General features: G+C 72.6%; 20 protein-coding genes and 1 pseudogene. 11 read left to right on the plus strand and 10 right to left on the minus strand.

Annotation, left to right across the window (positions count from 1 at the left end; all coding sequences use genetic code 11):
* The first annotated feature begins 168 nt into the window (after nucleotides 1-168).
* From GCL84_RS14310 to GCL84_RS14320, 3 genes are all read left to right on the plus strand, one after another.
* Nucleotides 169-3,192, plus strand: coding sequence for a glycine--tRNA ligase (locus tag GCL84_RS14310; RefSeq protein WP_235926248.1), 3,024 nt, complete (start codon nucleotides 169-171; stop codon nucleotides 3,190-3,192).
* Nucleotides 3,193-3,415: 223 nt separating this feature from the next.
* Nucleotides 3,416-3,781 carry an ArsR/SmtB family transcription factor gene (locus GCL84_RS14315; protein ID WP_156755950.1) on the plus strand — a complete coding sequence of 122 codons (366 nt, stop codon included), beginning with the start codon at nucleotides 3,416-3,418 and terminating at the stop codon, nucleotides 3,779-3,781.
* Nucleotides 3,778-4,263, plus strand: coding sequence for an SRPBCC family protein (locus tag GCL84_RS14320; RefSeq protein WP_156755951.1), 486 nt, complete (start codon nucleotides 3,778-3,780; stop codon nucleotides 4,261-4,263). Before GCL84_RS14315 ends, GCL84_RS14320 begins: the two co-directional genes overlap by 4 nt.
* A gap of 138 nt (nucleotides 4,264-4,401) precedes the next feature.
* Here GCL84_RS14320 and GCL84_RS14325 read toward each other — a convergent pair whose 3' ends face one another.
* Nucleotides 4,402-4,689 (minus strand): hypothetical protein, encoded by a 288-nt coding sequence (locus GCL84_RS14325; RefSeq protein ID WP_156755952.1) that lies wholly within the window; start codon nucleotides 4,687-4,689, stop codon nucleotides 4,402-4,404.
* A gap of 30 nt (nucleotides 4,690-4,719) precedes the next feature.
* Complete coding sequence (locus tag GCL84_RS14330) at nucleotides 4,720-5,091, minus strand: DUF5997 family protein (protein WP_156755953.1); 372 nt, start codon at nucleotides 5,089-5,091, stop codon at nucleotides 4,720-4,722.
* 57 nt (nucleotides 5,092-5,148) lie between these two features.
* On the opposite strand from GCL84_RS14330, the gene GCL84_RS14335 reads away from it, so the two are divergent.
* The 3 genes and pseudogenes from GCL84_RS14335 to GCL84_RS14345 all read left to right on the plus strand — a co-directional run.
* Complete coding sequence (locus tag GCL84_RS14335) at nucleotides 5,149-5,826, plus strand: LysR substrate-binding domain-containing protein (protein WP_156755954.1); 678 nt, start codon at nucleotides 5,149-5,151, stop codon at nucleotides 5,824-5,826.
* A gap of 248 nt (nucleotides 5,827-6,074) precedes the next feature.
* Complete coding sequence (katG, locus tag GCL84_RS14340) at nucleotides 6,075-8,414, plus strand: catalase/peroxidase HPI (RefSeq protein WP_407924394.1); 2,340 nt, start codon at nucleotides 6,075-6,077, stop codon at nucleotides 8,412-8,414.
* A gap of 589 nt (nucleotides 8,415-9,003) precedes the next feature.
* Nucleotides 9,004-9,360 (plus strand): annotated as a pseudogene (locus GCL84_RS14345) (transposase family protein); the annotation flags it as partial.
* A gap of 47 nt (nucleotides 9,361-9,407) precedes the next feature.
* Here the strand turns inward: GCL84_RS14345 and GCL84_RS14350 are convergent.
* Complete coding sequence (locus GCL84_RS14350) at nucleotides 9,408-10,064, minus strand: VC0807 family protein (RefSeq protein ID WP_197523243.1); 657 nt, start codon at nucleotides 10,062-10,064, stop codon at nucleotides 9,408-9,410.
* 7 nt (nucleotides 10,065-10,071) lie between these two features.
* Nucleotides 10,072-10,947: an alpha/beta fold hydrolase gene (locus tag GCL84_RS14355; protein WP_156755956.1), complete on the minus strand. Its 876-nt coding sequence runs from the start codon at nucleotides 10,945-10,947 to the stop codon at nucleotides 10,072-10,074.
* An 89-nt stretch (nucleotides 10,948-11,036) separates the two neighbouring features.
* Between GCL84_RS14355 and GCL84_RS14360 the strand changes: the two genes are divergently transcribed.
* From GCL84_RS14360 to GCL84_RS14370, 3 genes are all read left to right on the plus strand, one after another.
* A complete protein-coding gene (locus tag GCL84_RS14360; RefSeq protein ID WP_156755957.1) occupies nucleotides 11,037-11,576 on the plus strand; it encodes a TetR/AcrR family transcriptional regulator in 540 nt (179 codons plus the stop codon).
* A gap of 229 nt (nucleotides 11,577-11,805) precedes the next feature.
* Nucleotides 11,806-12,036 carry a CGNR zinc finger domain-containing protein gene (locus GCL84_RS30035; RefSeq protein WP_156755958.1) on the plus strand — a complete coding sequence of 77 codons (231 nt, stop codon included), beginning with the start codon at nucleotides 11,806-11,808 and terminating at the stop codon, nucleotides 12,034-12,036.
* A gap of 1 nt (nucleotide 12,037) precedes the next feature.
* Entirely contained in the window at nucleotides 12,038-12,427 is a 390-nt protein-coding gene (locus tag GCL84_RS14370) for an SRPBCC family protein (RefSeq protein ID WP_156755959.1), read from the plus strand.
* Nucleotides 12,428-12,532: 105 nt separating this feature from the next.
* On the opposite strand, the gene GCL84_RS14375 is transcribed toward GCL84_RS14370, so the two are convergent.
* Both GCL84_RS14375 and GCL84_RS14380 read right to left on the minus strand, forming a co-directional pair.
* Nucleotides 12,533-13,033 (minus strand): YqeB family protein, encoded by a 501-nt coding sequence (locus GCL84_RS14375; protein WP_156755960.1) that lies wholly within the window; start codon nucleotides 13,031-13,033, stop codon nucleotides 12,533-12,535.
* Nucleotides 13,020-13,622, minus strand: coding sequence for a TetR/AcrR family transcriptional regulator (locus GCL84_RS14380; RefSeq protein ID WP_156755961.1), 603 nt, complete (start codon nucleotides 13,620-13,622; stop codon nucleotides 13,020-13,022). Before GCL84_RS14380 ends, GCL84_RS14375 begins: the two co-directional genes overlap by 14 nt.
* A 63-nt stretch (nucleotides 13,623-13,685) precedes the next feature.
* Here GCL84_RS14380 and GCL84_RS14385 point away from each other — a divergent pair, with 63 nt between their 5' ends.
* Nucleotides 13,686-13,856, plus strand: coding sequence for a hypothetical protein (locus GCL84_RS14385; RefSeq protein ID WP_156755962.1), 171 nt, complete (start codon nucleotides 13,686-13,688; stop codon nucleotides 13,854-13,856).
* Nucleotides 13,857-14,088: 232 nt separating this feature from the next.
* Here the strand turns inward: GCL84_RS14385 and GCL84_RS14390 are convergent, their stop codons facing one another.
* Together GCL84_RS14390 and GCL84_RS14395 are read right to left on the minus strand one after the other, a co-directional pair.
* Nucleotides 14,089-15,366: a S28 family serine protease gene (locus GCL84_RS14390; RefSeq protein WP_197523244.1), complete on the minus strand. Its 1,278-nt coding sequence runs from the start codon at nucleotides 15,364-15,366 to the stop codon at nucleotides 14,089-14,091.
* A gap of 152 nt (nucleotides 15,367-15,518) precedes the next feature.
* Nucleotides 15,519-16,328 (minus strand): inositol monophosphatase family protein, encoded by an 810-nt coding sequence (locus GCL84_RS14395; protein ID WP_156755963.1) that lies wholly within the window; start codon nucleotides 16,326-16,328, stop codon nucleotides 15,519-15,521.
* 92 nt (nucleotides 16,329-16,420) lie between these two features.
* On the opposite strand from GCL84_RS14395, the gene GCL84_RS14400 reads away from it, so the two are divergent.
* Nucleotides 16,421-16,864 (plus strand): GNAT family N-acetyltransferase, encoded by a 444-nt coding sequence (locus GCL84_RS14400; RefSeq protein WP_156755964.1) that lies wholly within the window; start codon nucleotides 16,421-16,423, stop codon nucleotides 16,862-16,864.
* Here the strand turns inward: GCL84_RS14400 and GCL84_RS14405 are convergent.
* Nucleotides 16,850-17,299: an Lrp/AsnC family transcriptional regulator gene (locus GCL84_RS14405; protein ID WP_156755965.1), complete on the minus strand. Its 450-nt coding sequence runs from the start codon at nucleotides 17,297-17,299 to the stop codon at nucleotides 16,850-16,852. The two genes, GCL84_RS14400 and GCL84_RS14405, sit on opposite strands and share 15 nt — an antisense overlap.
* A complete protein-coding gene (locus tag GCL84_RS14410) occupies nucleotides 17,296-18,411 on the minus strand; it encodes a M24 family metallopeptidase (protein ID WP_156755966.1) in 1,116 nt (371 codons plus the stop codon). Before GCL84_RS14410 ends, GCL84_RS14405 begins: the two co-directional genes overlap by 4 nt.
* Nucleotides 18,412-18,433: the final 22 nt, after the last annotated feature.

Below are 18,433 nucleotides of genomic sequence, written 5' to 3' on the forward strand. Positions count from 1 at the left end.
GCCCGGCCGTGGCGTCGGCGACGAGCTGAGGCGATAGCCGCCGCGCGGTCCCTGCTCGCGCCGCACGACCGGTGAGCAGGTCAGTCCCGACTCAGCCCGGGCTGGGGCGACTGGCAGAATGCCGGGTCAAAGCCATTCGCCTGGTGGGTCGTGGAGGGTTCGGAACCGGTGACCGAGAGCAGCAGCAACAGCACGGCCCAGCAGGGCGCACCGACAGCGCCGACCATGCAGGAGGCGCTGCTCGCCCTGCAGCGCTACTGGACCGAGCGCGGTTGCATGATCGTCCAGCCGTTCAACACCGAGGTGGGCGCGGGGACGATGAACCCGGCGACGATGCTGCGGGTGATCGGCCCGGAGCCGTGGCGGGTCGGGTACGTCGAGCCCAGCGTGCGGCCGGACGACGCCCGGTACGGCGAGAACCCGAACCGGCTGCAGACCCACACCCAGTTCCAGGTGATCCTCAAGCCCGACCCCGGCAACGCCCAGGAGCTCTACCTGGGCAGCCTGGAGGCGCTGGGCGTCGACATCCGGGGCCACGACATCCGGTTCGTCGAGGACAACTGGGCCGCCCCCGCCCTCGGCGCGTGGGGCCTGGGCTGGGAGGTGTGGCTGGACGGGTTGGAGATCACCCAGTTCACCTACATGCAGCAGGCCGGTGGCCTGGCCCTGGACCCGGTTTCGGTGGAGATCACCTACGGCATGGAGCGCATCCTGATGGCGCTGCAGGGCGTGGCGCACTTCAAGGACATCGCCTACGCCGAGGGCATCTCCTACGGCGAGGTGTTCGGGCAGTCCGAGTACGAGATGAGCCGCTACTACCTCGACGACGCCGACGTGGAGTCGAACAAGCGGCTGTTCGAGGAGTACGCCGCCGAGGCGGGCAGGCTGCTCGACGAGCGGCTGCCGGTGCCCGCCTACGTGCAGGTGCTGCGGTGCAGCCACACGTTCAACGTGCTCGACGCGCGCGGCGCGATCAGCACCACCGAGCGGGCCAAGGCGTTCGGGCAGATGCGGACGCTGACCCGCCGCGCGGCCGGGCTGTGGGCCGAGCGCAGGCAGGAGCTGGAGCACCCGCTGGGCGTGGTCGAGCCGCTGACCGCCGCCGAGCTGCCCGCCGACCTGCCGACCTTCGACGCGCCCGCGACGCTGCTGTTCGAGATCGGCGTCGAGGAGCTGCCGCACTCGGACGTGCACACGACCGCCGAGTACGTGCGCGAGGCGCTGACCGAGAAGCTGGGCGCCACCCGGCTCGGGCACGGCGCGATCACCACCTACGCCACCCCGCGCCGGGTCATCGCCCTGGTCTCGCGGGTGGAGCCGGGTGAGCCCGACGCCGAGCGCACCCTGCGCGGCCCCAAGGTCGCCGCCGCCTACGACGCCGACGGCAACCTGACCAAGGCGGGCCAGGGCTTCGCCAGGGGCAAGGGCGCCGACCCGGCCGACCTGGTGCGGGTCGAGGTGGACGGCGTCGAGCACGTCGCCGTCGTGCGCACCGAGACCGGCCGCGGCGCGGCCGCCGTGCTCAGCGAGGTGCTGGCGCAGGTCGTCGGCGAGCTGCGCGCGGAGAAGAACATGCGCTGGCGCGACCCGAGGCTGTCGTTCAGCCGCGCGGTCCGCTGGCTGGTCGCCATGCTGGGCGAGACCGAGATCCCGGTGGCGGTGTCGGCGCTGCGCAGCGGTTCGACGACCCGCGTGCACCGCACCGCGGCCGAGCCCGAGGTGCGCGTGCCCTCGGCCGAGGGCTACCTGGAGTTCCTCGCCGGGCACGGCATCGTCGCCGACGCCGCCGAGCGCCGCACGCGGATCATCGACGCCTCGACCGAGCTGGCCGCGACGGTCGGCGGCACGGTGGACTTCACGGGCGAGGCCAAGCTGGTCGACGAGGTCACCAACCTCGTCGAGCTGCCCAACCCGATCCTCGGCGGGTTCGAGGAGCGCTACCTGGAGCTGCCCGAGGCCATCCTGACCACGGTCATGCGCAAGCACCAGCGGTACCTGCCGGTGCGCGGCGAGTCCGGGCTGCTGCCGCACTTCGTGGCCGTGGCCAACGGCGACTGCGAGCCGGACCTGGTCCGCGCGGGCAACGAGGCGGTGCTGCGCGCCCGCTACGAGGACGCGGCGTTCTTCTGGCGCGCCGATCTCCAGGTCGCCCCGGCCAAGCACCGCGAGGGCCTGGTCAAGCTGACCTTCGAGGAGCGGTTGGGCTCGGTCGCCGACCGCGCCGACCGCATCGCCGCCGTGGCGGGCGTGCTGGCCGCGCAGGCGGGCCTGGCCGGGGACGACCTGACCACGGTCACCCGTGCGGGCGAGTTGGCCAAGTTCGACCTGGCCTCGCAGATGGTGGTGGAGCTGTCGAGCCTGGCGGGCACCATGGCGGGCGAGTACGCGCTGCGCGCGGGCGAGACCCCGGCCGTGGCCCGGGCCCTGGTGGAGATGGAGCAGCCCCGCAGCGCGGGCGACACCCCACCGGAGACCACCCCGGGCGCGGTGCTGGCCCTGGCCGACCGCTTCGACCTGCTGGCGGGCCTGTTCGCCGTCGGCGCCACCCCCACCGGCAGCTCCGACCCGTTCGGCCTGCGCCGCGCGGCAGGCGGCGTGGTGACCATCCTGCGCGCCACCCCCGGCCTGAACGCCATCACGCTCACCGCGGGCCTGGCCGCGGCGGCCGACCGGGTCTCGGCGCACGGCGTGCCGGTGCCGGAGTCGGCGCTGGTCGAGGCCCGCGAGTTCACCATCCGCCGCTTCGAGCAGCAGTTGCTGGACGCGGGCCACGAACACCGCCTCGTGCAGGCCGTGCTCCCCCTGGCCGACAGCCCCGCCGCCGCCGACGCCACCTTGTCCGAACTGGAGAAGCGGGCAGGTGACGAGGACTTCGCCGCCCTGACCGCCGTCCTGCAGCGCGCCCGCCGCATCGTCCCCGAGGCCACCCCCGCCGAGTACGACGCGTCCGCGCTGCAGGAACCCGCCGAACTGGCCCTGCACGAGGTGGTGGCCACCCTGCGCGACCAGCTCCCCGGCCGCGACCTGGCCGAGTTCACCGCCCTGGCCGCCCCCCTGGTCGCCCCCGTCAACACCTTCTTCGACGACGTGATGGTGATGGCCGAGGACCAGCGGGTCCGCGCCGCCCGCCTGGGGCTGCTGGCCACCATCACCGCCCTCGCCGAGGGTGTCGTGGACTGGCGCGCGCTGTAGGACACCCACCCGGTGCGGGTCCACCACGGACCCGCACCGGGTGTGAGATCGATCCGCCCCGGAGCCCGGGCGGGTCGCGTTGGCGACGAAGTGCGCTGCGGCCTTCGCTGGTGCTGGCCTGCGCCCGACCCCCACGCGATGGGGAAGCCACCCCGTTGCCCGGCTCCGGAAATTCCCGCGCACGCCTTGCGAACCCGAGCAGCCACGACTAACGTACAACCATGTGGTTGTAGATCAGCTCAGCGACGACGAGGTGGACAAGGTCTTCCACGCCCTCGCCGACAAGACCCGACGGGACATCGTCCAGCGCGTGCTGGTCAGCCCCCAGTCGGTGTCCGTGCTGGCCGGGGAGTACTCGATGAGTTTCGCCGCCGTGCAGAAACACGTGGCGGTGCTGGAAAGAGCCCGCCTGGTCACCAAGCAGAAGCGCGGGAGGGAGCAGCTCGTGAGCGCCGACCCCGACACCCTGCGCCACGCGTCCCAACTGCTCGACCGGTACGAGCAGCTATGGCGCCACCGCGTACGGGCGATAGCGGAAATCTTGTCCGAGGACACCGACAACATCGAAGACAACAAGGAGCAGTCGTGACCGTCACCAGCGTCCACAAGGACCCCGAGGCCCGCAGCCTCACCTTCACCGCGGACTTCGCCGCCCCCGTCGAGCGGGTCTGGCAGATCTGGGAGGACCCGCGCCAGCTCGAGCGCTGGTGGGGCCCGCCCACCTGGCCCGCCACCTTCACCCAGCACGAGGTCAAGCCCGGCGGCCGCTCGCACTACTTCATGACCGGCCCCGAGGGCGAGAAGGCCCACGGCTGGTGGCAGTTCACCGTCGTCGAGGCCCCCACCACCCTCCAGTTCGACGACGGCTTCGCCGACGAGAACGGCGAACCCGCCCCCGAACCCCCCGCCGTGCACGCCACGGTCACCCTGACCGCCACCAACGACGGCACCCGCATGGTCATCTCCAGCACCTTCAGCTCACTGGAGCACCTGGAGCAACTGGCCGCCATGGGCATGGAGGAGGGCATGCGCGAAGCCCTCGGCCAGGTCGACGCCATCCTCGCCGAGTAGCCACCCGGTGGGGGACGGCCACAGCAGGCCTGTGGCCGTCCCCCACCGGCGGGTATCGGTCTCCAGTCCACATCGGACCGTCTCGCCAGCGCCTTCGTCCGCGGGACCATGGCGGTTCTGTCCGAACTGGTCACTGGGTCAGTCCGGCGGGCACAGCAGCCGCACGCCACGCTCCCACCGGGCGCGTCGCTCCCCCGCCGACTGCTCCCACCAGGGCGTGCCGCGCTCCCCCAACGCCACCTTGGCCTCCTGCACCCGCCCACGCGCCGCGCGCTCAGCGGCGCCGTCTCCCGCCCGCAGGGCGGCACCGACAGCACGCCGAGCGGACATCAACGCCTTGCGCAGCCGGGCGGCCGCGTCCTCGGGGATCTCGGGGTCCGTGGCGCGCCACTTGCGCCCGTTGATGGTGATGTAGCGCTCGACCATGCCCCGGGGGTACCCCGCGGGAGCCCAGGTCTACTCGGGCTGGCTCTTGGCGCGCTCGGCCTCGCGGCGGACCTCGGCCTGGGTCTCGCGCTCACGGCGCAGCCAGTCCGGGTTCTCGGCCTTGAGGGCGTCGATCTGCTCGGTGGTGAGCGGGTCGGTGACGCCCGCCCTGGTCAGCCCGCCGATGGACACGCGCAGCCGGGCGGCGACGACCTGCTTGGGGTGCGGGCCGTCGCGGCGGAGGTCGCGCAGCCAGGCGGGCGGGTCGGACTGCAGGGCGTTGAGCTGGTCGCGGGTGACCGGGGCCTCGCGGAACTCCTCGGGCGTCGCTTCGAGGTAGACGCCCAGCTTCTTCGCCGCGGTCGCGGGCTTCATGGTCTGGGACGTTTTCTGCGAGGTCATGGGATAGAGGGTAACGGCCGCGCGGGGCCTGCCCACCGGCCGGTAACGTGCCGCGCCATGACACCGTTCCGGCTCGCCTACGTCCCCGGGGTCACCCCGTCGAAGTGGGCCCGCGTCTGGGTGGAGCGCAAGCCGGAGCACCCGCTGGACCTGGTGCGGACCGAGGCCGGGGCCGCCGAGCCCGCGGTGCGCGACGGCGAGGTCGACGCGGCGCTGCTGCGGCTGCCGGTCGACCGCGAGGTCCTGCACGCCATCCCCCTCTACACCGAGGTCACCGTCGCCGTCCTGCCCAAGGACCACTTCCTCGCCGCCGCCGACGAGCTGTCCCTGGCGGACATCGCCGACGAACTGGTCCTGCACCCGCACGACGACACACTCGACTGGCCGCACCCCCCGGGCAAACCCGTCGAGCACCGCCCGGACACGGTCGCCGACGCGGTCGAACTGGTCGCCGCAGGCCTGGGCCTGCTGCTCGTCCCCCAGTCCCTGGCCCGCCTGCACCACCGCCGCGACCTGACCTACCGCCCGGTCGAGGGCGTCCCACAGTCCCAGGTCGCCCTGTCCTGGCCGCGGTCGACCGAGTCCGACGACATCGAGGACCTCATCGGCATCGTCCGGGGCCGCACCGAGAACAGCAGCCGCGGCAGGCAGACCCGGCCGGACGCCAAGCCCGACCGCAAGCGCGAACGCACACCACCCCCGCCCGCCAAGCGCCCGAAACCCAAACGGCGCTGAGCATCCCCCAAGGCGTTCCCGAAGATGTCACGCGGATTTCGCGCGCGCACTCCCCGGCCGCGACGATCATGAACGCGTCCCACGGGAAGTCGCACCACGCACAGACTTGATTGATTCCAGTTTTTCCGCCAGACTCTGCGGCCGTGCCCACCACATCGGATGTCGAGCGCCCGCCGCGGCGCACGACCACCCGCACGCCGACACCGATCGCGCGGTTGGCGCCGCGCCCTGCTTGACTGCCACAAACGATCATGGACTCAGCGTCGGCGCGGCCGAGGTCGCCCACCGGCGCCCGAGCGCCTCACGCTGATCCACAGCGTTCCCTTGGACGCCCCACCCCGGAGAGGAATGGCATGACCGACGGTCCTGACGCCAAAGTTGGCGAGATGAACGAGCCCGAGGCGGGTGGCTGCCCGGTCGACGCGGGCCGGTTCGCTCACCCGACCGAGGGCGGGGGCAACCGGGACTGGTGGCCCAACCAGCTCAACCTGTCCATCCTGCGCAAGCACTCGGCGGTGGCCGACCCGTTCGGCGGCGAGTTCGACTACGCCGCCGCCTTCGCCACCGTCGACCTCGACGAGCTCGCGGCCGACGTCGACGCGGTGCTGACCACCTCGCAGGACTGGTGGCCCGCCGACTTCGGCCACTACGGCGGCTTCATGATCCGCATGGCGTGGCACAGCGCGGGCACCTACCGCGAGGACGACGGCCGCGGCGGCGCGGGAGCGGGCATGCAGCGCTTCGCGCCGCTCAACAGCTGGCCGGACAACGGCAACCTGGACAAGGCGCGCCGCCTGCTGTGGCCGGTCAAGCAGAAGTGGGGCCGCAAGGTCTCCTGGGCCGACCTGATGGTCTTCACGGGCAACCGCGCCCTGGAGACCATGGGCTTGAAGACCTTCGGGTTCGCGGGCGGCCGCGCCGACGTGTGGGAGCCGGACCAGGACGTCTACTGGGGCCCGGAGCGCACCTGGCTGGGCGATGAGCGCTACACCGGCGACCGCGAGCTGGAGACGCCGCTGGCCGCGGTCCAGATGGGCTTGATCTACGTCAACCCGGAGGGCCCCAACGGCACCCCGGACCCGCTGGCCGCCGCCCGCGACATCCGCGCGACCTTCGGCCGGATGGCGATGAACGACGAGGAGACCGTCGCCCTCATCGCCGGTGGCCACACCTTCGGCAAGGCCCACGGCGCGGCCGACCCCGACGAGTTCGTCGGCGCCGAGCCCGAGGGCGCGGACATCACCGAGCAGGGCTTCGGCTGGAAGAACGCGTTCGGCTCCGGCAAGGGCCGCGACGCGATCACCTCGGGCCTGGAGGTCACCTGGACCTCCACCCCGGTCCAGTGGGGCAACGGGTTCTTCGACAACCTGTTCGGCCACGAGTGGGAGCTCCACAAGAGCCCGGCGGGCGCCCACCAGTGGCGGCCCAAGGACGGCGCGGGCGCCAACACCGTGCCCGACCCGGAGACCGGCGAGCTGACCCGCGCTCCCGGCATGCTCACCACCGACCTGGCGCTGCGCTTCGACCCGGTCTACGAGCCGATCTCGCGCCGCTTCCACGAGAACCCGGACCAGTTCGCGGACGCGTTCGCCCGCGCCTGGTTCAAGCTCACCCACCGCGACATGGGCCCGATCCAGCGCTACCTCGGCCCACTGGTGCCGCAGGAGGAGCTGATCTGGCAGGACCGCGTCCCCGCCGTGGACCACGAGCTGGTCACCGACGCCGACGTGGCCGACCTCAAGGCCAAGGTGCTCGAATCCGGCCTGACCGTGGCCCAGCTCGTGTCCACCGCGTGGGCGTCGGCCTCGACGTTCCGCGCCAGCGACAAGCGCGGCGGCGCCAACGGCGCGCGCATCCGCCTCGAGCCGCAGCGCGGCTGGGAGGTCAACGAGCCCGACGAGCTCGCGCAGGTGCTGCGGGTGCTCGAAGGCGTCCAGGAGTCCTTCAACAGCGCCCAGACGAGTGGCAAGAAGATCTCGCTGGCCGACCTGATCGTCCTCGCGGGCGACGCGGCGGTGGAGAAGGCGGCCAAGGACGCCGGGGCGGACCTGTCCATCCCGTTCACCCCGGGCCGCACCGACGCCACCCAGGAGCAGACCGACGCGGAGTCCTTCGCGCCGCTGGAGCCCACCGTGGACGGCTTCCGCAATTACCGGGGCAAGGGCCACCGCCTCCCCTCGGAGTACCTGCTGGTCGACCGCGCCAACCTGCTGAACCTCAGCGCCCCCGAGCTGACCGTCCTCATCGGCGGCCTGCGCGTCCTCGGCGCCAACCACCAGCAGTCGACCGCCGGTGTCCTCACCGACCGGCCGGGCACCCTGACCAACGACTTCTTCACGAACCTGCTGGACATGGGGATCGAGTGGAAGTCCGTGGCGGGCGACGCGGAGTCCTTCGAGGCCGTCGACCGCGCGACCGGCGAGCGCAAGTGGACCGGCACCCGCTGCGACCTGGTGTTCGGCTCGAACTCCGAGCTGCGCGCCGTGGCCGAGGTCTACGCCAGCTCCGACGCGGTCGACAAGTTCGTGACGGACTTCGCCGCGGCGTGGACCAAGGTCATGAACGCCGACCGCTACGACGTCGCGTGATCCCCTGATCCCCCTGGAATCCCGCCGTGGTCCGGGCCCGCCTGCACACCGCAGGCGGGCCCGGCCCGCTTCCACTATGTCTTGGGTGGGTCGTCGCGTTCGCCGGACGCCGGCCCAGTACCGCCGGGAGTGCGACCGGCAGTAGCCGTAGCCAGCGTGCCCAACCAGGTCCAAGCGTCCCACCGTCTCAGTCCGGATGGTCGTCGATCACCAGGGGTCGAGCGCAGGGTGGTGGAAGTGGGAACCCGAGCACGCGGCCACCCGCCCCCACCACCCGTTCGCACGGCTCGAGGACTCGTCCGCCTCCAGCCGAACCCCGGCCGCGGCGACTTCCTGAACTGGAAGTCACCGGACCATCATCGTCCACAGTGACCGTTCACGCACCCGGGACCGCGTGCGGGCACCGCTACCGGGTCCCACTCCAGGCAACGGATTCCACCCTAAGCGATCTCTCGCAACCCGGTGAATGGCCGTGGTGGCAGGTGGTTGATCATGTCCGTGTGCAGGTGGTCTCGGCATCGCGCCCGGAGTGGATCCTCCCATTCACTGGGTTGCAGCCCGCTCAGTTCCGCAAGCCCGTGCGGGTGGCACCCGACTGGTCATCGCCACCGGGGACCCGCAACCGGGCAATCGCAACGACTGCACCGCCCACCGTGACTCCTGCATCGAGCAGAAACCCGCCGGGCGCCCGGTCATGGCCGACGGCGGCTACGAAGGCAACCCGGCGGTGATCATGCCCTACCGCAAACGACGCGACGGTCAACCACTCAAAGCCTGGCAGGAAGACCTCAACGTCACCCACCGCAAGGTCCGGGCCCGGGTCGAGCACGCCCTCGCCCGCATGAAGCTGTCCGACATCCTGCGCGACTACCGCCGCGCGGCCAGCACACTCGGTGACACCGCGTCCGGCATCGCCAACCCGCACAACATCGTCCTCACCGGCTGACCGGAAAACCGCCAGAGCAACACACAAGATCAGTTACGAGACATCGCTTAGGGACGGCTTGCCGACGTGTTGACGTCGATGGCCCCATCGTCGGGACCGAGGCGTTGTTGGTCGACCCGGGCGCCGTGGCGGGACTGGGCCTGGTCGGCGTACCACGCGGTCCAGACGCAGAGAGCGGTGATCACCGCGAGCAGGAGGACGAGGCTGGCGACGGGGACCCAGTCGACGGGTAACAGGTAGACCAGTGGCAGCCGGACCACGGCGTCGGCGAGGAGGCCCAGGCCCCAGACCTTGGACACGCGGATCAAGGCGCGGCGGAAGCCGGGGGACTCGGCGTGGAGGCGGTCGATCTCGGCGCGCTTGGACGGGGTCGAGGTGGCGCGCACGGCGGTGAGGACAAGCGGGGTGCGGCTCAGGAGCAGGACCAGACCGGCGGCCGCGGTGGCGGCGGAATCCTTGAGCAGGAGGGTGCGCACATCACCGGTGACGAACGACAGCAGGAGGCTGACCGCGAGGATGGTGGCGAGCAGGCCCGCCACCCCGTCGACCTGGCGACGGCGAGCAGCGGTCCAGGCGAGGCGACCCGCGGCCAGCAGCGCGCCCGCGAGCAGCGCCCAGCGCTCGTCGGCTCCCGCGAGGCGCAGGCCGTAGTAGGCGGCGAGCGGGGCGCCGACATCCCACGCGAGCATGCCGATGGGGCCCATCAGGCAGTCACCGTCCGACCTCGGCCCAGAACGCCAGCACCCGGTCGTTGACCGCCTCGGCGGACTCCCCCGCGATGGCGTGCGTGGCCGAGGGCCACAGCTCGGCGCGGATGTCGGGCACCAGGCGGGCGTGGTCGGTCGCGCGGCGGGCGTCGTGCATGACACTGCGCCCGGCCAGCAGCGCCAGGACGGGCACGCGCAGGGAGCGCAGTTGGTCGTCGGTGAAGGGCATCGGCGTGGGCAGGGCGGTGCGGTAGGTGCGCATGCCCTCGTCGATCAGGGCGGCGACCGGGTCGTCCGCGGCGACCTCGGCCCCGTCGGCGATCCAGCGCAGGAAGGACGGCCGGGCCCAGCGGCGCACGCCGGGCACGGTGGTGAGCGCGCTGCGGACGAGCAGGGCGAGTGGGAACCGGGCGAAGGTGTGCACCGGGTCGATCAACACCAGCGAGGCGACCCGTTCCGGGGCCCGCACGGCCAGGTTCGCCGCCAGCCACCCGCCGAAGGAGTAGCCGACGAGGTGCGCTCGGGACACCTCGAGCTCGGTCAGCGCTTGCGACAACCACGCGGCTTGGTCCTCGGCGCCCCGGATGGGCGCGGTCTGCGCGCTGCGCCCCGGCTCGCCGACGAGGTCCAGCGCGTAGACCGGGCCGCGGGCGGCGAGGGCCGGCAGGTTGGGTTCCCACATCGCCGCCGTCCCTGCGCGTCCGGGCAGCAACACGGCGGGCTCGGGACCGGGATCGCCGAAGCGGTAGGCGCGGACGGTCCCGAAACCGGTGGTGATGTCGTGCCTGCCTGTCGGCGGTGGCAGGGCGGCGAGGCCGCGGTCGTAGGCGGCGTCGTACGCGGCGCGGTGCTCCGGTGAGCGGAATCGTCCGATCTGCATCTCAGTCCCCCGGTGTTTGGCGATACGTTCGTATCGTAACCCGTGGCGCCGCGCTTGGCAATCCGTTTGTATCGTGAAAAGCTGGACCCGTGCCGAAACGCGTGGACCACGAGGAACGTCGCGGCGTCATCGCCGACGCCGTGCGCCGCATCGCCGCCGACCGGGGCCTCGAGGCGGTCAGCGTGAGCGAGGTGGCAGGTGAGGCCGGGATCTCCAAGGGGCTGGTGCAGCACTACTTCCCGAGCAAGGACGCCATGCTGCGGCACGCGACGACCACACTGCGCCCCCAGGTCGAGGACCGGGTGGCCGGGCGGAACCTGCGCGACACCGTCGTCGCACTGCTCCCGCTCGACGTCGAGGGCCGCATGGCGGCGCTGGTGGCCAACGCGTTCCTGGTCCGCGCGCTCAAGGACGAGGTGATCGCCGAACGCTTCCGCGCGGGCCACGCCCTGCTCCGCGCCTCCATCGCCGCGAAGATCGCCGACGAGCACCCCGACAACGACGACCCGGCAGGCGAAGCCGAGTTGCTCTTGGCCCTGGTCGGCGGCCTGGGCGACGCCGTCCTGCTGGGGCACCGCACCGGCGCGGACGCCGTCGTCCTGCTCGACCGCCACCTCTCCCGCCTGTGACCGGTGCCGCACTCCCCCGACGACCGCGCCGCCTGGGCGGGGCGCCCCCGGCTCGACCCGACCCCGGACCTGGCGATCACGCCGCGGCAGGTCGACGCGGCCAGGGCGCTCCGCGACGCCCTGTGGCAGATTGCACGTGCCGATCGGCCCGAGCAAGCCGACCTCGACGTGGTCAACCGCACCGCCGCCGAACGCCCCCTGGCCCCGCCGCCGTGGACGACACTCGGGTGTGGGGTGCGGGCGCGACGGGGGGCACCTGCTCGCCACCGTCGCCCGGGACGCGGTGGATCCGCCGACCGGCCCGTTCGCCCACCGGATGCGCACCTGCTCCACCGACGACTGTCAACTGGTCTTCGTGGACACCTCGCGCGCGGGACGCCGCCGGTGGTACTCGATGCAGCGCTGCGGCACCCGCAGCAAGGCCCGGGCTCTGCGCGCCCGGCAGACCGAAGGAGAGTGACATGCCCGTCGGGCTGACCAAGGACGCCGGGTGGCAGATCGGTGTCTCGCGCACCGTGCCGTTCCCACCCGAGGCCGTTTGGACCTTCCTCACCGGCGACGAGGGACTTGCCCTGTGGTTGGGCCCCGGCGCGACTTTGTCCCCCGAGCCCGGCACGTCCTACGGGACGGCGGCGGGCGTAGTGGGCGAGGTGCGCGGATACCGCGTCAACGAGCGCGTTCGCGTCACCCACGGCGACACGGTTGTCCAGTTCACCCTCTCCCCTGCGGCCAACAGCAAGACCACCCTGCGCTTCCACCAGGAGCGCATGTCCAGCGCCGCGCAGCGGGAACAGCAGCGGGAGCACTGGCAGCGCGTCATGGCGGACGTCGTGGCCGCGCTTGACGGATAGCGCCTCATGTGGTGTAGCGCGAGGCTTCCCTCGGGCGAGCCGTCAATGTCCCCAGCCGACGCCGCTCGCCGGGGAGGGCGACCCAACGCTGGCGATGGTCGTCGGTCAGTGCTGATCGCGCGGATCGGCACCGCGCCAGGGGAAGCCGTGGCGCTCGAAGGCGGTGCGCAGGCGTCCGACGAGCGCCTGTTCGACCTTGAGCCTGGTCGTCTCGGCGCCCGCGGTGTCGAGGACGACCAGGTCGTGACCGTCGCTGAACACCGCGGAGGTCTCGGCTCGCGCGGCGCGCCATGTCTTGCCCTTGAAGCGGATCAGCGCCCGGACGTCACTGAGCTCCACGGTCGGGTTGTCGGCGCGCCAAGAGCCCGCCACCCAGCCGCCCAGCGCCGCGCCCACGACCGCGAGGACGACGACGGCCCACGGCAGCGGCAGCTCGGCCGCCAGCCGCAGCGGGGCCGGGGCGCCGTCGACCAGGTCGAGGAGCCAATCGACCAAGGGGCGCACGCCCAGGCCCAGGAGTCCGCCGACGATCGCGCCACCCACGGGGAACGGCAGAAGCCAGGTGGTGGGGATGATGACGGTGGTGTCGTGATCAGTGGTGTTCATCGGCCCTCCCGGGCGCCAGGTACGTGGAAGCGGTGCGGCGCAGCTCCGGGACCGGCGAGCGGCCCGGGCGCGCGTTGAGGTAGGCGGCGTCGACCACGGCCTGCAACCAGGCGGCGGTCTCCACCGGGTCCAGCGCCCGGTCGACCGTCCCGGCATCGATGCCGCGCTGGATCAGCCGGATCAGCCCCGTGCGGATGGTGGTCTCGGCGCGCTCGACGACGGCCAGCAGCTCGGGGTCCTGGTCGATCCGCCGCAGCACCTCGACCAGCAGCCCGGACGCCTCCGGCACCGCGGCGTCCGCGCCCAGCTCCGCGACGACGTCCAGGACCGCCGCCACCGGGTCCGCCGCGTCGGCGTGTCGGGCGATCAGCGCCTCGACCACCGGCAGGTCGTACTCGAAGACCGCCCGGAACAGCGCGTTCTTGTCGGCGAAGTAGTAGAAGACGCTCCCCGAGCTGAGCCCCGCCGCCCGGGCCACCTCGGCCACGGTCGTCCGCTCGAACCCCCGCGTCCCGAACAGCAGCGCGGCCGCCTTGATGATCACCTCGCGTTGCCGCGCGATCCGCTCCGGATCGGCCTTGCGCGCCATGCCGCCCCCATTTATTAACTGACTCGCCAGTTAATGATAGCAACACCCCGCAGACCGCCGCCGATGAAGGGGGTGGCGGAGAGGGAGGCCCTGAAGGTCATCGACGTCAGCAGGCACGAGACCAGCACGGCCATCGCCTGGTGCATCAGGCTCCTGGCGGTCCACCCCCGCGTCGTGGGGACCACCCGCGGCCTCGTCGTCGTCAACCGCGTCGAGCACTGGGACATCCCCTGATCGGCCATCTTCCTCACCAAGACCAACGAGATCGCCATCCGCCTCCGCGACGGCACGAAGATCCACCCCTCGTCCACACCCACCACGCGCGACACCAAGCCCCGCCACACCACTGGGGGCGGCCCTCAGCCCATTCTACCGGCCGAGCCCCGATTCCACCCCAAAGTCGATCTTGCCTGTGGACAACTCGGGCATGGTCCCCAGACCGTCGCGCCTGGGCCCGCGAGGCGGCTCAGAGCGGTCGGCGCCGCATGCGGGGGTCGGCGGCGTCCAACGAGCCTGGCGCCAGCGGTGCGACGCGGGCGGTGGGCTGGGCCGTCCAGGAGAGCAGCGTCGCGGTCGCCGCGGCCCGGTCCGCTGGGGTGAGGGCGGCGATGGCGGCGCCGTGGTTGGCGGCTGGGGCGGTGTAGGAGTGGGAGTCGTGGCGGCTGGGGGTGAAGGGTTCGGCGCCCCACGGGTCGTTGGCGCCGTAGATGAACAGGAAGTTGGCGCCTTGGGTGCGGACCCAGAGGTCGACGTCGAGCATGGGCAGGAGTTGGTGCCGGGCCCGCAGGTCGCGGGGGAGGCTGGAGTTGGCCTGGTAGAGGCCGGGGTGCCTGGTCAGGCCGCGCAGGTGGGGGAAGCGGGGTTCCGGCCAACCGAGCTGGGTGGCGGCCTGGCGGTAGTACGGGGCGTACGGGGTGATGCCCTGGTCGCTGTAGAAGGAGAAGCCCGCGACCCCGTCGAGGAAGGCGTACAGGTCGGCCGTGGGGGCGGTGCTGGGTGGGACGTGCGCGCAGTCGTCGATGGTGGAGTACTGCCAGAAGGCCCAGCCGGTGTCGAGGACGGTCATCTCGAAGGCGCGGTCGATGGAGCCCAGGACGTCGGTGAAGGTCCAGCCCCCGGCTTCGGCGGCGGCCTCGTAGAGCGCGATCATCTCGGGGCGGCGCAGCAGCGCCTCGCGCTGCACGGCCTCGAGCGCCGAGCGGCACCGCGGGGTCCCGACGGTGGCGAAGAAGCGGTCGTAGGCGCTGTCCTCGCGGTTGAGCCGGTCGTTGGGGGCGACGTAGGCGACCACTCCGTCCACATCGGACGGGTAGAAGCGGCGGTGGTAGACCGAGGTCATGCCGCCCTTGCTCGCCCCGGTGGACACCCACTTGGAGGTGTAGACCCCCTTGAGCGCCGCGACGAGGCGGTGGTGGTCGCTCGCCGCCTGCCAGATGGTGAGCTTGTCCCAGTCGGCGGGGTCGGGCCGCGAGGGGCTGAAGAAGCGCTGTTCCACCGAGATCTGGTTGCCGTCCACGAGCCGGGTCGGCTCGGAGCGGAAGGCTGTGGTGGGCATGTCGTAGCCGGTCGTGTGCAGGACCATCGGGCGGGCCGTGTCGCGGTGCAGCAACTGGAAGCGCTGCTCGAACGTCGCCCCGCGGGGTTCGCGGTGGTCGACCGGCTGCGTGATGGTCAGCAGGAAGAACCGGTAGCCCTCCGGCGGCGTCGGCGACTCCCAGACGGTCAGGCCGGGGACCGCGCGCAACAGGTCGGCGACATCCCCCCCGGACCACCGCCGACGCCTGCGCCGGGGCGAACCCCAGCACCAGCGCGACAGCGCACAGCGCGGCCACCACCCGACGAAGCATCGCGTACCCCCTCATGGCACCGCCGACAGCCTTCGACGAGAAGTGTCACCTACCCCACCGACATCTCACATCCGCCGGAAGTCGGAACATCCACCCCCACCGACTCCAGGGCCGCGACCAGGGACGGCCACACCGCCGGGCACCCGGTCACCACCACGTCCGGCCCGGTGGCGGCCACCCGCACCCCCGCCTCGGCGGCGATGAGCCACCCCGCGGCGACGTCCCACAGCGCGGTGCCCATGGTCAGGCCGCCCTCCATCCGCCCGGCGGCCTGGTACACCAGGTGCAGCGCCGCGGGCACCTTGCGCTGGTCGCCGACCACCGTGAGCAGGCCGCCCAGCACGGGGGCCATCCGCCGCTTCCACTCCGGCGAGGTGCTGTAGCAGAAGCCGATCAGCGACGACCCCAGGTCGCCGTGGGTCGAGGCGGTGATGGGGGCGCCGTTGAGGTGGGCTCCCCCGCCGCGCACGCCGGTGAACGTCTCGCGGTTGACCGGGTCGTGCACAACCCCTAGCAGCGGGGTGCCGTCCGCGTCCTCGAGGCCGATGCTCACCGCCCACTGCCCGCAGCCGGACAGGTAGTCGCGGGTGCCGTCGAGCGGATCGATGACCCACCGCCTGCCGCTGCTCCCGGTGCTGCTGGCGCCCTCCTCGCCGAGCAGCCCGTCGTCGGGGAACGCGGCGGTCAGCGCGTCGACGATCACCCGCTCGCTGGCCCGGTCGACCTCGCTGACCAGGTCGTTGGCGTGCGCCTTGGCCTCGGTGGCGACCACCGACCCGCGCCGGGCCAACTGCATGGCCCCGACGGTCTCGGCGAGGTCGACGACGACGGGGAGCTGAGCGGAGAGTTGGTCACCCATGCCGCCAGCACACCACACCCCGACCCGGCGCAGGGTGCGACGTTTCTCTCCGCGGGTACGCTCGAGTCCACTCGGGACGATGTGGGGGCGCCGTGCGGATCGTGGAGCTGGACCTGTCCGACGACGACACCGCGCACGCGGTGCACGCCGTCGGCCTGCGCTCCTACCGGGTCGAGGCCGAAATCATCGGCTTCGACGGCATCCCGGCGCTGCACGAGACGCCCGCCCAGACGCGGGCGCGGCCGCTGCGGTGGTTGGGGGTCGGCGACCCGGTGGTGGCCTTCGTCGGGTTCACCGAGTCGGCCGGGGGCGTGGACGTCGACCGGCTGTGCGTCGACCCGGACTGGTTCCGCCGCGGACTGGCCCGCGCGCTGCTGACGGCGGTCTTGGCGGCGACATCGGGCCCGGTGGAGGTGCACACGGGCGCGGCCAACACGCCTGCGATCGCGCTGTACGAGAGCGCGGGGTTCGTGCGGACGGCGACAATCGACGTGCCGGGGACCCAGCTCGCGCGGCTCCGCCTAGAGCGCGGGTGAGCGGCCCTCGTACGGGGTCGACAGGACGACGGTGGTGCGGGTGGAGACCTTCGCCGCCTCGCGGATCTTGCGCAGCAGCTCCTCCAGGTCGGCCGGGGTGGCCACCCGGACGAGCAGGACGTAGGACTCCTCGCCCGCGACCGAGTAGCACGACTCGATCTCCGGCAGGTGCTCCAGCCGCTGCGGGTAGTCGTCCGGCGCGGCCGGGTCGATCGGGGTCAGCGAGATCAGCGCCGTCAGCGGCAGGCCGATGGCGTGCGCGTCGAGGCGGGCCTTGTAGCCGCGGATGACGTCGCGCTGCTCGAGCCTGCGCACCCGCTGGTGCACCGCCGACACGCTCAGGCCCACCCGCTCGGCCAGGTCGGTGAACGAGCACCGCCCGTCCGCGGCCAGTTCCCGCGCGATGGCCTTGTCCAACGGTTCCAGCTCTCTCACGCGGGCAGCTCCACCAGCTCGTGCGGGCGCAGGTTGACCGACTCGACGCCGTTGTCGGTGACCACCACGATGTCCTCGATCCGCGCGCCCCAGCGGCCGGGCAGGTACACGCCCGGCTCGATGCTGAACGCCATGCCCTCCGCCACGCGCAGGTCGTTGCCCGCGACGATGTAGGGGTGCTCGTGGCCCTCGATGCCGATGCCGTGGCCCGTGCGGTGGATGAACAATTCCCCCAGCTTGGCGGCGACCAGCACGTCGCGGGCGGCGGCGTCGATGGACTCCGCGGTGGCCCCCGGGCGGACGGCGGCGACGGCGGCCGCCTGGGCGGCGCGCAGCGTCTCGTAGGTGGCGGGGACGTCGTCGTCCGCGGGGGCGCCGAGGGAGTAGGTGCGGGTGCTGTCGGAGCAGTAGCCCGACGGCAGCGCGCCGCCGATGTCGACCACGACCACGTCGCCCGCCGCGATCACCCGGTCGGAGACGTCGTGGTGCGGGCTGGCCCCGTTCGGCCCGGAGCCGACGATGGCGAACCCGACCTCGGCGTGCCCCTCCGCCACGATGGCCACCCGGATGTCGGCCGCGACCTCGGCCTCGGTCCGCCCGACCCGCAGCCACTCGCCCATCCTGGCGTGCACCCGGTCGATGGCCGCCCCGGCGGCGCGCAACTGCTCGACCTCGTGGGCGTCCTTGCGCATCCGCAGCTCGCGCAGCACCGGTCCGGCAAGGCGCTGCTCGACCCCGGGCAGCGCGGCGCGCAGGCCGAGCACGTGCACGGCGGGCAGCATGTCACCCAGCGCGACGGCCTCGACCGCGCCGACGTGGCGGGCGACCAGGGCGTGCGGGTCCTCGCCGTCGACCCAGGTCGCGGTCCGGACACCGAGCCCGGGCAGGTCGAGCCGGTCGTAGCCGGGGGCCTCGAGCTTGGGCACCACCAGCACCGGGTCGCCGTCGACCGGCAGGACCAGACCGGTGAACCGCTCGTGGCTGCCCACGGCGCCGCCGACGAGGTAGCGCAGGTCCGCGCCCGGCGCGATCACCAGAGCCCCGGTCCCGGCGGCCCGCGCCGCATCCCGCGCACGCGCGATCCGCTCCGAGTACACCGATGCGCCGCCCATGGGGAGAGCGTAGCGCCCGCGC

It is taken from the genome of Actinokineospora pegani (assembly GCF_009745975.1).
Taxonomy (GTDB): domain Bacteria; phylum Actinomycetota; class Actinomycetes; order Mycobacteriales; family Pseudonocardiaceae; genus Actinokineospora; species Actinokineospora pegani.

Bases quoted from the DNA above. Each gene is read 5' to 3' on its own strand.
- GCL84_RS14325 (WP_156755952.1), bottom strand. From the start codon at position 4,689: ATGGTCGAGCGCTACATCACCATCAACGGGCGCAAGTGGCGCGCCACG.
- GCL84_RS14330 (WP_156755953.1), bottom strand. From the start codon at position 5,091: ATGACCTCGCAGAAAACGTCCCAGACCATGAAGCCCGCGACCGCGGCG.
- GCL84_RS14335 (WP_156755954.1), top strand. From the start codon at position 5,149: ATGACACCGTTCCGGCTCGCCTACGTCCCCGGGGTCACCCCGTCGAAG.
- GCL84_RS14350 (WP_197523243.1), bottom strand. From the start codon at position 10,064: ATGGGCCCCATCGGCATGCTCGCGTGGGATGTCGGCGCCCCGCTCGCC.
- GCL84_RS14355 (WP_156755956.1), bottom strand. From the start codon at position 10,947: ATGCAGATCGGACGATTCCGCTCACCGGAGCACCGCGCCGCGTACGAC.
- GCL84_RS14370 (WP_156755959.1), top strand. From the start codon at position 12,038: ATGCCCGTCGGGCTGACCAAGGACGCCGGGTGGCAGATCGGTGTCTCG.
- GCL84_RS14375 (WP_156755960.1), bottom strand. From the start codon at position 13,033: ATGAACACCACTGATCACGACACCACCGTCATCATCCCCACCACCTGG.
- GCL84_RS14380 (WP_156755961.1), bottom strand. From the start codon at position 13,622: ATGGCGCGCAAGGCCGATCCGGAGCGGATCGCGCGGCAACGCGAGGTG.
- GCL84_RS14385 (WP_156755962.1), top strand. From the start codon at position 13,686: ATGAAGGGGGTGGCGGAGAGGGAGGCCCTGAAGGTCATCGACGTCAGC.
- GCL84_RS14395 (WP_156755963.1), bottom strand. From the start codon at position 16,328: ATGGGTGACCAACTCTCCGCTCAGCTCCCCGTCGTCGTCGACCTCGCC.
- GCL84_RS14410 (WP_156755966.1), bottom strand. From the start codon at position 18,411: ATGGGCGGCGCATCGGTGTACTCGGAGCGGATCGCGCGTGCGCGGGAT.